The following is a 12,562-nucleotide window of genomic DNA, read 5'->3' as shown; positions in this document are numbered from 1 at the left end:
ACCATTTCCTGCCTGTTCAAGATAATAAATCCAATGTCCGTGCGGGACATGAATTGTTTAATTACTTAAAACTCTCAAATGTATGAAAAAAATGCGAACTAAACCGCTTTTCGGGCGGGGTAAATTGCAGAAAATGTTGCTGGTAACGCGTATCGGTTTGCTATGTATACTGGCGTTTAACATTACCGCGGCTGCAAATGTATTTTCACAGGCTTTTAATTTGAAAATGAAGAATGTTACTTTGGAAGAAGTGCTACTGGAAATTCAGAAAAAAAGTTCTTTCGATATCATCTGCAACAGCGAACAAATCAGTAATATTAAGAATCTTTCTGTGAAGGTAGAGAATGCGAATGTGGAAGAGATTTTGAAACAATGCCTGAAAGGGACCGTCCTGTCTTATGAAATTGTAGATAATACGGTGGTGATCTACGAACAAAAGCGGCTTGAAGCAGCTCCTCAGCAGACAAAGATTGTGATCAAAGGTTTGATACTGGAAGCGGACGGACGTCCGTTACCCGGGGCTGCCGTTTATTTAAAAGGCAATAAGGTTATCGGGACCGTTTCGGATGTAGACGGGAATTTCCAGTTGAGCGTATCTCCGGATTTGATCGGAAAAGAAACTCTGGTCGTATCGTTTGTGGGATTGAAAACGAAGGAAATGCCTTTGAAAAAAGAACCTTATCGCATCACCATGGAGGCGGAGGCCACCCAATTGAACGATGTGGTGGTAACAGGTTATCAGACTCTTTCCAAGGAGCGTGCTACCGGTTCGTTTGCCGTTTTAACGAATAAAGACTTCGAACATAAATTGCAGCCTGGTATTATTTCACGTATAGAAGGTATGGCTGCCGGTCTGACGAATTACAAAGGAGATCTGAGAATTCGTGGTAAGGCTACGATTTCCGGAGTTTCCACTCCTTTATATGTGGTCGACGGAGTGCCCTATGAAGGTTCCCTGGATGCGATCAATCCGTCTGAAATTGCCAATATTACTATTCTGAAAGATGCGACGGCCGCTTCCATCTACGGATCACGTTCGGCAAACGGGGTGATTGTGATTATGACCAAGAAAGGTGCCGGAAAGAGTACGATCGAATACAACGGTTCTGTTGTTATCACTCCTTTACGGGATGACAGGGATTATCTGAATCTCATGAATAGTGAGGAACTGGTAGATTGGCAGGTTGAAATGTTCAATACTTATCATTCTCCTTACAGTAGCTCTGACAAAAGATATTATCAGAATGAAGTGCTCAATTTGTTGTACGAGAATGAAGCCGGGAATATCAGCGATGATGAAATGAACCGGCAGTTGAATATTTACCGGAACCGGAACAATTACAATGAACTGAAAGATAATTTTCTCCGGACTGCGATCACTCATCAACATAATCTGGCTTTACGCGGAAGTTCGGATAGATATCAATATTCCGCCAGCGTCAATTATATGCAGAATATTTTGCAAACGAAGGGGCAGGATAATGACCGGGTAGGTTTTAACCTGAGAAGCTCCTATAACTTTTTTGAATGGCTGAGGGCTGATCTGGGAGTTGTCGGTAGTTATACAAAGGCGGATTATGACAATGGTTTTACCCCTTCGACTTATCTGACCGGCGGACGTGCTTCCTATCAGACTTTATTCGATGAAGACGGCAATCCATTGAACTGGTATCAGACAAAATCCCAGTCGGAGATAGACCGCCTGGTCGGCTTGGGGCTCAACGACGAGTCTTTTTATCCATTGGAAGAAATGCACCGGAAAAGTTATTTCAGCAAGAGCAACTATTCCAATGTGAATGTGGCCCTGAATGTAAAGATTATCGAAGGGCTGGATGTGGATTTGCGGTATCAGCTGGAAAAAAACAATTCGCTGGTACAGAATTATTATGACCCCCAATCCTATATGCTCCGTAATCAGATCAACAATTCATCCATCGTGAATGCCGATGGAAGTATTAAACATCTGATACCGGAAGGGGGTTATATCGACGAGACCAGAAGCGATAAAAATTCCTATACTTTGCGTGCTCAGATCAATTTCAACCGCACGTTCGATGAAAAACACGAGGTCAGTGCGATCGCCGGTGGTGAACGCCGTGCTGTACACAGTACCAGTACCTATGTAGAGAAATACGGTTATGACAAGGTCAGCCTGGCACATAAATACCTGGATGAAGCAACACTGAACCAGACCCAACAGGGTACGGAGGCAATCAATAATTCTTATACCCACGTTCCGAACGGTTATCCCGATACTTTCGGCGATAAAGAGGACCGTTACGTTTCGTTTTATGGAAATGCTTCCTATACTTATGACCGCCGGTATGCCATTACGGGGAGTATCCGTATGGACCAGTCCAATTTGTTCGGTACGAATCCCAAGTATCAGTACAAACCTTTGTGGTCGGTCGGTGTCAGCTGGCATATGGCACAGGAGAAATTTATGGGAAACATGGACTGGCTGGATCAGCTTTCCATCCGTTTTACCAAAGGAATCAACGGTAACATTGCAAAACAAAGCGGACCTTATATGATCGTATATTCTGCCGGAATCAATTCTTGGACCGGTGAATATTCCAGTTCTGTATCCAGTCCTCCAAACTCCGGCTTACGCTGGGAAAGAACCAACCAGACCAATCTGGGTATCGACTTCAGCTTCTTTAACAACCGTTTGGGAGGATCGTTCGACTATTATGCGAAAAATACTTCGGATTTGCTGGGGTCGATCGCTACAGACCCGACTTCCGGTTGGGGGTCTCTGACGATGAACTATGCCGAGATGTACAACCACGGTTATGAGATTGTATTGAACAGTGTGAATATACAGACAAGAGACTTCCGCTGGGCAACGAATATTAATTTCAGTTACAATAAAAACCGGATCACAAAACTGGAAAACAGTTCTAACTCCGTTTCCAGTTATATCAGCGGTACGAATACGAGAGAAGGGATGGCAATGGGAACTTTATTCAGTGTACGTTGGGCCGGATTGGACGAGAGTGGAAATCCTCAGGCTTATAAAAAGGACGGAACGATCGTGAAATCGCTCGCAGACCTGACGGTCGAGGATCTGGTACGCTCCGGAACAAGTATACCTCCCTATTCTGCATCTATGTCGAATATGCTGACTTATAAAGGTTTCGATCTTTCTTTTATGTTTCTGTATTACGGCGGACATGTGATGAGGGATGTCATGCCTAAATACTTCACGTCGACAACCGGAACTACGAATGTGGACAGGAGTATCCGGAATTACTGGAAATCTCCGGAAGATTCCGACGATCCCGATAAAGCTCCGGCCTTTATGAGAAATGCCAGTACCAACTATACCTATTTGTGGTATGCTGCCGATAAACACATCAAAAAAGCGAATTACATAAAGCTGAAGGAGGTAACCCTGTCCTATAATTTGCCGGAACGTTGGCTAAAAAAAGCTTTTATTTCAGGAATGAGTATCAATGCACAGATTCAGAATATCTGGTGGTGGGGTTCTCAGAAAAGACGTTTGAATCCGGAATCCTGGAACGGGACTTCTCTGACATCTATTTCGAGAAGCGCGCTCGACCCGACCATATATACGCTAGGTTTATCTTTAAAATTCTAAAAGGAGATGATTATGAAAAAAATATTTTTATGGATTGTTTGGGGCATGTTCCTTTGTCAGGGGTGTGACCGTTTTCTGGACATACAGCCGAAAGGATATACCATTCCTTCGAAATACGACGACTACCGTCAGTTGATGAATTACGCACAGATGGCTAAAGCGCTGGATCATTATCCGGTGTATATTACCGATGATGCTCAGCTGGGAAGCGGAGATGAAGAGAATAATTTTACCTCTATGGATGATGAAATTAAAAATCTCTATGCTTTCGAACACGGGGCTGTTTTCAATGACGGAGTTTCTGATCCGATCTGGAACTATGCTTACAACCGTATCTATGTGTGTAATACGGTAATCAATAATATCATGAGTGTGACGGATGCTTCGGAATCCGATAAGCTGAACTTAAAATCGGAAGCGATGGTTGCCCGGGCTTTCGAGTATCTTTGTATGATCGGGGTTTATGCTCCGGCCTATGACGCTGCAACGGCTTCGACCGATTACGGCTTGCCTCTGATCTCCAGCGAAGATGTGGCTGACCTGAATTATTCCCGTAGCACTGTAGAACAAGTGTATACGGCGATCAAGCAAGAACTGGACGATGCCCTGCCTGCTTTGTTGGATAAAACTCCGAACACATTCCGTCCGGCGAAGAATGTAGCCTATGGTTTTCTGGCCCGTATGTATCTGATGCGCGGAGAATATGATAAAGCTTTGGAAAATGCAAAGAAAGCATTGGAAGTCAGTGAAGAATTGGTAGACCTGACAGAATATACCGCCAAACCGAATGCTTATATCGGAAGGATTGTACGGAAAGACGATCCCAGCAGTCCTTATCCTGAAGGAATGGATAATCCGGAAAATATTTACGTACGTTATCCGCCCTCCGTCTTCGGGTTACAAATGGCTGTATATGCCAGTCAGGAGTTACTGGATATTTATGACAAGGACCTGGCTCCGGGAGCTGTGGATAAACGCCGGGAACTGTGGTTTGTAGACGATGAATACAGCGGTGTGGAATTCCGTGGGTATACAATTTTTATGCCTTATATCCGGGCGAATCTGGCTTTGAACAATATGGAGGTGATTCTGACGGCTGCCGAGTGTTATGCACGCGAAGGAGGTACGGAAAACCTGGCGGAAGCTGCGCGTCTGTATAATCTGTTACGGGATCATCGCATAGAAAACAATGTACATGTGACTTTTGCCAATGCGGACGAGGCTCTGGTGAAAGTACTGGAAGAACGCCGCCGGGAATTCGCTTTCCTCGGAATCTACCGCTTTGTAGATCTGAAACGTTTGAACAAAGAAAGTCGTTTCCAAAAAACGATCACCCATTCGGCGGATGGACAAACCTGGACTTTACCGCCCAACGACAACCGCTATATTATTCCGATACCGCCGGTAGTCAAGGGGTTCCGGCCTGATCTTCCGGATTATGAAAGATAAATACGAATATTTAATATGGTCGATATGAAATTTTTATTTCCGATTTTATTTGTCATGGCGGTCGTGTCGGTTCAGGCACAAAATTCTGTCCGTCTGAAGGGGAAATTGGTCGGTATGGGAACCGATCTGGTGAAACTGTCTTACGATGGGGCTACCAGTGTGATAGGGGATGAGGGGAGCTTTATGATCCGTACGGATCGGGAAGGCCATTTCGATACGATTTTACCGCTTTCCAAACCGGCTTTTTACCGGATCAGCCGCAACACCCTTTATCTGAGTCCGGGAGACGATATGGAGGTATATATCACGACTGACAACCGGGAGGCTGTCTTTAAGGGAAAGGGAGCGGAGATGAATACCTATATGAAGGGACGTCTGTTTCCTAAGGGAGGTTCTTTTTTGGGAGAATTAAGAAACCGGAAAGGAAGCTTTGAGGAAATCAAAGTTGCCGTCGATTCTTTGGCTCAATTGAGGATGGCTGAACTGGAGCGGGTAAAAGAGGCTACTCCTGCGTTCAAAGAGTTGGAGAAAGCCCGTATTGTCGCCGACATGGCAAATAGTTATACTGCTTATCCCTCTTACTGTGCTTTACAGCCGGTGAGAAGCCGGGAAGAGCGTGAGAAATTTATGCAGCAGATTATTCCCGACTTGCTGAAAGTCGTTCCCCGGGTAAATAGAGAGGAATATCTGGATGTGGCTGTTGTCAGAGATGTGATCGGCACTGCCATGGAAACTCCCGGTCTAAAAGAAAAATTGCAATTTCCCGAACGTACTCAAGAACTTTTTACCGCTGCACAGTACGCTTATAAGCTGGATAGTGAAATAAATACGGAACTTGTCGGGGAAGTACGGGAATATGCCGGAAAGTTGAAAAATACGGATATCCGGGAAGTATTGGAAGTAAAACTTAATTCTGCCGGGGCATTACTGAAAGGAAGTCCGGCTGTGGATCTGGAATTGCTTGCTCCGGATGGGAAAACGGCTCGTCTGAGTGATTATAAAGGCAAGGTGATTTATGTGGATTTATGGGCAACCTGGTGCGGACCTTGTATTCAGGAATCCCCGAAATTCCATGAGCTGGCGAAAAAATACCGGAACGATAATATCGTTTTCCTGGCTGTTTCTACCGATACAGAGAAAAAGTCCTGGCTTTCATTTATCGAAGGCAAAGAAGCCGGGATACCGGAATACAATTGTACAGATACAAAAAATCTGAATGAAGGGTGGCAGATCAAATATATTCCCCGTTTTTTATTGATAGACGAAAATTTCAAGATCATAGATGCTTATGCTCCGCGTCCTTCTCAGCCGGAAGCGGTGGAATTACTTGATAAAATATTGAAAAAATAAGTCGATCAGGATTGTAAAAACAGCCATTGTTGAAAACCCGACAATGGCTGTTTTATTTTGATTTGTTTTTACTTCGGGAAAATAGTAACTTTGCAAAATTAATTAAAATTCTGGAATGATAGTTTGTTGGAAGTAAAACAATTAAAAATATAAAAGATGAGCTTTACGGAATTAAGTGAACAAGAGATTATCCGAAGAAATTCATTGAATGAATTGGCTAAACTGGGGATAGAAGCCTATCCGGCACCGGAGTTTCAAGTGAATGCCCATGCGGCAGAAATAAAAGAGCGGTTCGACGAAACAGCAGAGCCCCGGAATGTGGTGATTGCCGGACGGATGATGAGCCGGAGAATTATGGGTAAAGCTTCATTTTTCGAATTACAGGATGCTACCGGCCGGATCCAGGTGTATGTCAGCCGGGACGATATTTCTACAGATGAAGCATCGACCGCTTACAATACGGTTTTCAAGAAATTGATGGATATCGGTGACATTGTCGGAGTGAAGGGATTTGTGTTCCGCACACAGACAGGTGAGATTTCCGTACACGCCAAAGAATTGACCATGTTGTCGAAATCGTTGCGGCCGCTGCCGATTGTGAAAGAGAAGGAAGGCAAGGTGTTCGATGCCTTTACCGATCCCGAACAGCGTTACCGCCAGCGTTATCTCGACCTGATCGTGAATCCTCAGGTCAAGGAAGTCTTTGTGAAACGTACCAGGATGATCAACGCTATCCGGAATTTCTTCAATTCCAAAGGGTATCTGGAGGTGGAAACCCCTGTGTTGCAAGCCATTCCCGGAGGAGCGTCTGCACGTCCGTTTATCACTCATCATAATGCATTGGATATCCCTTTGTATTTGCGTATTGCCAACGAATTATACCTGAAACGGCTGATTGTCGGCGGTTTTGAAGGGGTGTACGAATTTTCCCGGAATTTCCGGAATGAGGGAATGGACCGGACACATAATCCGGAATTTACCTGTATGGAAATTTATGTGGCTTATAAAGATTATCTGTGGATGATGAACTTCACGGAAGAGATGATCGAAACGGCTGCGCTGGCGATCAACGGGACTACGAAAGCGGTGATAGGCGAAAATGAAATCGACTTTAAACGTCCTTTCCGGCGGGTACGTATGGCCGATGCCATTAAAGAATATACCGGGTACGACATCGAGAAAATGTCGGAAGAAGAGTTGTACGAGGCTTGTGTAAAAATGGAGATCCCCGTGGATAAGACCATGGGTAAGGGTAAACTGATCGATGAGATCTTCGGTGAAAAGTGTGAAGGACATTATATCCAGCCCACTTTTATTTACGATTATCCCAAAGAGATGTCGCCGTTGACGAAGAAACATCGCGAAAATCCGGAACTGACCGAACGTTTCGAGCTGTTTGTAAACGGTAAGGAAGTGGCTAATGCCTATTCCGAGCTGAACGACCCGATCGATCAGCTGGAACGTTTTCAGGATCAGCTGAAATTGCAGGAAAGAGGAGATGACGAAGCCATGTATATCGACTATGATTTTGTACGCGCACTGGAATACGGCATGCCGCCGACTTCCGGTATGGGTATCGGTATCGACCGGCTTTGTATGTTCCTGACCAATAGCGCGTCGATTCAGGATGTGTTGTTCTTTCCCCAGATGAAGCCCGAAAAGAAAGTTACCGTAGACGGCGATGAGAAATACGAGGCGCTGGGGATTCCGAAAGAATGGATCGCAGTGGTGAAGAAAGCCGGATATCAGACGGTGGAAGCTTTGAAAGCAGTCGGGAATACGAATAAATTGCATCAGGAGCTTTGCGGAATCAACAAAAAAGAAAAGTTGGGATTGTCAGGGTTGACTCCCGAAGAAGTGAAAAAATGGTTGGCTTAAACTAAATTTTATCGGCATGGAAATTCCTGAAAATCCACGGATTGCGATCGTCGGCGGCGGAAGCTGGGCTACGGCTATTGCTAAGATTCTGCTGGAAACGAATGAGCATATCAATTGGTTTATGCGTAATATCGAGACCATCAACGCTTTTAAAGAGTTGAACCATAATCCTCGCTATCTTTGTTCGGTCGATTTCGATCTGTCGCGGATTTCTTTTACGGATAATCTGGACAAACTGATTGCCCGTTCGGATATCATCATTTTTGCTATACCGAGTGCTTTTCTTAAAAATGTGGTGGCAAAAGCCACCCGTCCGTTGAAAGACAAGATTGTGGTGTCGGCGATTAAAGGAATGATCCCGGATGATAATCTGATTATCGGTGAGTTTTTCCACCAGCAGTATGAAGTACCTTTGGAGCAGATCGTGGTGATTTCAGGGCCTTGTCATGCAGAAGAGATTGCTTTGGAACGCCTGTCTTACCTGACCTTTGCCTGTGACGATACCCGGGTGGCCCGGTTGGTGTCACAATTGTTCAACTGCCATTATGTGAAGACGACGATTTCGGACGATATCTATGGTACGGAGTATGCGGCTGTTATGAAGAATATTATCGCTATTGCAGCGGGAATATGTCATGGATTGCGATATGGAGATAATTTTCAGGCCGTTTTGGTATCCAATGCCATTCAGGAGATGGAGCGTTTTGTGGCTGCCGTTCATCCGATAGAAAGGGATATCAAGAGCTCGGCCTATCTGGGGGATTTGCTGGTAACCGCTTATTCACAGTTTAGCCGGAACCGGACTTTCGGGACGATGATCGGTAAAGGATATTCGGTGAAATCGGCACAAATGGAAATGCTGATGATTGCCGAAGGGTATTTCGGCGTGAAAGGAATTAAAGAAATCAACGACCAGTATAATGTGCATATGCCGATAACGAATGCCGTTTATAATATTCTGTACGAACGGATTAGCCCGGCATTGGAGATCCGGTTGCTGACCGAGCAGTTGAGGTAAAAAGTAAAATGCTAAAAGCTAAATGCTAAAAGCTATAGGCTAAATGCTAAAAGCTATAGGCTGAGAGAGAGAAGGGGGAAGAGGAAAAAAGAGAAAATAGGATATGGTGAAAGAAAGGATAATCGGTTGTATCAGGAAAGTCTGGCCGGTGGCATTGAAAACCTCTTGCTGGTTTTTGAAGATTATGCTTCCGGTTTCTTTCGTGGTGATGTTGCTTACCTACTTTCAGGTGTTGCCGGCTGTTTCTGCTGTGGTAGCTCCTTTGTTCACCAGGATCGGTTTGCCCGGTGATGCGGCTTTGGTCTTTGTGACCGGTATTTTTACCAATATCTATACGGTGATCGCTTTGCTGTCGAATATGGATTTCACGGTGAGAGAAGGGATTTTGTTGGCTATGATGTGCCTGATTTCCCATAATTATCCGGTGGAAACTTTGGTACAGAAGAAAACCGGTTCTGCGGGTTGGAAGATGGTCTTACTCCGTTTTACCTGTAGTTTTATCGCTGCTGCCGTTTTAAATCTGATCTTGCCGGAGTTTGCAGGGCGGATGATAGCGCAGCCTTCTGTCGACTTGGGATTCCGCGATACTTTGTTCAATTGGCTGCAAACCAGTCTGTGGTTGTCCCTGAAAGTCGTGGCCCTGATTACCGGATTGATGATCCTGCAACGTCTGTTGGAAGAATTCGGGATATTGAAATGGATCTCTTCGCTTTTAGGTCCGGGTATGCAATTGTTGGGTTTACCCCGACAGGTGGCTTTTTTATGGGTGGTGGGCAATACGCTGGGGTTGGCTTACGGTTCCGCCGTATTGATGGATTATGCCCGGCAAGGTAAACTAACCGGGACCGAAGCGGATTTGTTGAATTATCATCTGGCGATATCGCATTCGCAGTTGGAAGATCCTTTGTTGTTTGCCGTATTGGGGTTACCTGTCGTATGGCTGATCGTCCCGCGAATATTATTGGCTTTTATTGTCGTTTGGCTCAAGCGATTGGCCGATTTTATCTTTCCGGCTCAAGCAATGGCCTTAAGTCAAAAAATTTAATTTTTTTGTTATGTATACTTTAATTGAAGTAACTACCCGACAACATGAAACGGACTTTCTGGAATTACCGGTAAGACTATATAAAGGAAATCCCTGGTGGATACGTCCTTTGGATAATGATATCCGGAATGTATTCGATCCTGCGAAAAATCCTTGTTTCCAAAATGGCGAATGTATCCGCTGGATTTTGAAGGACGAGGCAGGGCAATGTGTAGGGAGAGTAGCTGCTTTTATCAATCGGAAAACCTGTCATCTGGACAAATATAGTGTCGGGCAAATGGGATTTTTTGAATGTATCGACGACCGGCAGGCCGCTTTTTGTTTGTTCGATAAATGCAGGGAGTGGCTCGAAGGAAAAGGTATGGAGGCCATGGAAGGGCCGGTAAATTTCGGGGAACGGATTGAGTGGTGGGGGTTGTTGGTCGATGGATTCGATCAGTCGCCTGTTTATGCGATGCCTTATACCCAGCCTTATTATGTTTCTTTTTTTGAAAACTACGGTTTCCGGGATTTTTTCAAACAGTTTACATTCCGCACCCGTCTTGTTATGGACAGCCTTTCTAAAATTGTCGTTTGGAAAGCCGACCGGATATTGAAAAATCCCGATTATACGGTCCAGACCTATGGGGATATCGGGAAGCAGAAAGCCATAGAAGCCTTATTGGAGGTCTATAATAAAGCCTGGAATCTGGAAGTACACGGAGTAGACGGGATTACCCGGGAGCAGGTAGAAGCGATTTATAAAAGTTTACAACCGATTATCGATAAGGATTTGATTTATTTTGCTTTTTATAAAGAGCAACCGATCGGTTTTTTCCTGATGTTCCCGGAAATCAATCAGGTAGTGAGACATTTAAATGGAAAAATGAATTTGTGGGGTGGTTTGAAACTGATGTATTACCGTCATTTCCGGAAAATCGATGTGGCTTTGGGACAGTTGTTCGGAGTGGTACCCGAGTTTCAGGGGAAAGGAGTGGAAGCGGCCATGATCAAACGCTTTACTGAGCGCATTATCGAAGCGAACAGGGAATATAAATATCTGGAATTGAATTGGGTGGGCGATTTTAATCCTCCAATGATACATCTGATGGATTACATCGGAGCGAAAGCCTGGCGCACCCATATCACTTACCGGAAATTGTTCCGGGAGGATATCGAATTTGTCCGTTCTGTAGATAAAATGAATTGAAAAACTAGAGGAAGATGAGTATGAGGTAAATAAGACGGATTATTTCGTTTGCTTCATAAAAGCCTGATACTCATCTTCGCTGACTTCTACTTCTAAAAAAATTTTTCTTTTTCTTACTATTTTCTGCTCATCTTTGGCTTTATGAAGCCGGATCGTCTCATTGTTTTTTTCTAAGGCTTCCGAATAATATTTGAACAGATCGATATTCAAAGCCATTGAAATATCATACAGCAAATCTGTATCGAATACTTTCCTTTTGAATATGTGATAAACAATTGAACGGTCGCGGCGGATCTTTTGTGCAAACTGGGAAATGGACCAGCCGGTTTTCTCCAATTCCCTTTTTATAATATTTCCAATTTCAATATCCATATAACAAAAGTAAAATATCCCGGGTACAGATATAAAAAGAATCTGTATAAAAAATACAACAGAAATGTTGTAAAAGGTTTTGAATTTTAAAATACGACCTCTATATTTGTGGTGTTAAAATATAATAAGCGTGAATTATATTATAAATGTGGTATTTCATTTAATCAAACTGTAGAATTATGAACAAATCTAAGTTAATCTCAGTTGCTGTATTGTGTGCATTAGCATTAGGTGCATGCGTCGACGACAAGGAATCGGCATCGGTAACTGCGCTTCGTGAAGCGAAAACATCTTACCTGAAGGCTCAGGCAGACTATCAATCTGCCCAGGCCGAAGTGGCTAAAATTAATGCAGAGGTAGCCAAAGCCAAGGCCGAAGCTGAGGCCGAAGTGGCAAAACTGAAAGCTCAGGCCGAAGTGGCTAAAACGGAAGCCGAGGCTGCTTTGTTGAAACAACAGGCCGAAGAAGCCGCTAAACGTCTGGAGATCCGGTTGGCTGAACTGGAAGCTAAGGCAAAAGCAAATGCTGCCTTGTATGAAAAACAGTATCAGGAATATCTGAATGAGCTGGAACAAGCCAAACGTGATGCCGAAAAGGACCGGAACAACGATCTGAAAATGGCTGCGAACGAAATGAAAGTTGTGGTGGATTCTATCC

General features: G+C 44.2%; 8 protein-coding genes and 1 pseudogene. 8 read left to right on the top strand and 1 reads right to left on the bottom strand.

Features of this window, described 5'->3' with window-relative positions; translation table 11 throughout:
* Positions 1–82 precede the first annotated feature (82 nt).
* From WS34_RS02060 to WS34_RS02030, 7 genes are all read left to right on the top strand, one after another.
* A complete protein-coding gene (locus WS34_RS02060; protein WP_286693596.1) occupies positions 83–3,604 on the top strand; it encodes a SusC/RagA family TonB-linked outer membrane protein in 3,522 nt (1,173 codons plus the stop codon).
* 12 nt (positions 3,605–3,616) lie between these two features.
* A complete protein-coding gene (locus WS34_RS02055) occupies positions 3,617–5,053 on the top strand; it encodes a RagB/SusD family nutrient uptake outer membrane protein (RefSeq protein ID WP_046402943.1) in 1,437 nt (478 codons plus the stop codon).
* Positions 5,054–5,077: 24 nt separating this feature from the next.
* Positions 5,078–6,403 carry a TlpA family protein disulfide reductase gene (locus tag WS34_RS02050; protein ID WP_046402941.1) on the top strand — a complete coding sequence of 442 codons (1,326 nt, stop codon included), beginning with the start codon at positions 5,078–5,080 and terminating at the stop codon, positions 6,401–6,403.
* Between the two features lie 156 nt (positions 6,404–6,559).
* On the top strand, positions 6,560–8,281 hold the full coding sequence (gene lysS / locus WS34_RS02045; RefSeq protein ID WP_013611909.1) for a lysine--tRNA ligase: 1,722 nt from the start codon (positions 6,560–6,562) through the stop codon (positions 8,279–8,281).
* A 16-nt stretch (positions 8,282–8,297) separates the two neighbouring features.
* Positions 8,298–9,299, top strand: coding sequence for an NAD(P)H-dependent glycerol-3-phosphate dehydrogenase (locus WS34_RS02040; protein ID WP_013611908.1), 1,002 nt, complete (start codon positions 8,298–8,300; stop codon positions 9,297–9,299).
* A 103-nt stretch (positions 9,300–9,402) separates the two neighbouring features.
* The gene (locus WS34_RS02035; protein WP_046402840.1) at positions 9,403–10,344 is read left to right on the top strand and encodes a nucleoside recognition domain-containing protein; all 942 of its coding nucleotides are present in this window, start codon (positions 9,403–9,405) and stop codon (positions 10,342–10,344) included.
* A 10-nt stretch (positions 10,345–10,354) separates the two neighbouring features.
* Positions 10,355–11,533 carry a hypothetical protein gene (locus WS34_RS02030; RefSeq protein WP_013611906.1) on the top strand — a complete coding sequence of 393 codons (1,179 nt, stop codon included), beginning with the start codon at positions 10,355–10,357 and terminating at the stop codon, positions 11,531–11,533.
* 39 nt (positions 11,534–11,572) lie between these two features.
* On the opposite strand, the gene WS34_RS15355 is transcribed toward WS34_RS02030, so the two are convergent.
* Complete coding sequence (locus WS34_RS15355; protein ID WP_286693595.1) at positions 11,573–11,905, bottom strand: hypothetical protein; 333 nt, start codon at positions 11,903–11,905, stop codon at positions 11,573–11,575.
* A gap of 179 nt (positions 11,906–12,084) precedes the next feature.
* On the opposite strand from WS34_RS15355, the pseudogene WS34_RS02020 reads away from it, so the two are divergent.
* A pseudogene (locus WS34_RS02020) lies at positions 12,085–12,562 on the top strand (hypothetical protein); the annotation flags it as partial.

Origin of the sequence: Odoribacter sp. N15.MGS-14 (genome assembly GCF_000980245.1) — a bacterium.
In the GTDB taxonomy this organism is placed as follows: domain Bacteria; phylum Bacteroidota; class Bacteroidia; order Bacteroidales; family Marinifilaceae; genus Odoribacter; species Odoribacter splanchnicus.
Note: the sequence above shows the minus strand (reverse complement) of the source record. Positions and strands in the feature narration are given on the sequence as shown.

What these genes read in the sequence shown, in the direction of transcription:
- WS34_RS02060 (WP_286693596.1), top strand. Translation starts at nt 83, where the DNA reads ATGAAAAAAATGCGAACTAAACCGCTTTTCGGGCGGGGTAAATTGCAG.
- WS34_RS02055 (WP_046402943.1), top strand. Translation starts at nt 3,617, where the DNA reads ATGAAAAAAATATTTTTATGGATTGTTTGGGGCATGTTCCTTTGTCAG.
- WS34_RS02050 (WP_046402941.1), top strand. Translation starts at nt 5,078, where the DNA reads ATGAAATTTTTATTTCCGATTTTATTTGTCATGGCGGTCGTGTCGGTT.
- lysS (WP_013611909.1), top strand. Translation starts at nt 6,560, where the DNA reads ATGAGCTTTACGGAATTAAGTGAACAAGAGATTATCCGAAGAAATTCA.
- WS34_RS02040 (WP_013611908.1), top strand. Translation starts at nt 8,298, where the DNA reads ATGGAAATTCCTGAAAATCCACGGATTGCGATCGTCGGCGGCGGAAGC.
- WS34_RS02035 (WP_046402840.1), top strand. Translation starts at nt 9,403, where the DNA reads ATGGTGAAAGAAAGGATAATCGGTTGTATCAGGAAAGTCTGGCCGGTG.
- WS34_RS02030 (WP_013611906.1), top strand. Translation starts at nt 10,355, where the DNA reads ATGTATACTTTAATTGAAGTAACTACCCGACAACATGAAACGGACTTT.
- WS34_RS15355 (WP_286693595.1), bottom strand. Translation starts at nt 11,905, where the DNA reads ATGGATATTGAAATTGGAAATATTATAAAAAGGGAATTGGAGAAAACC.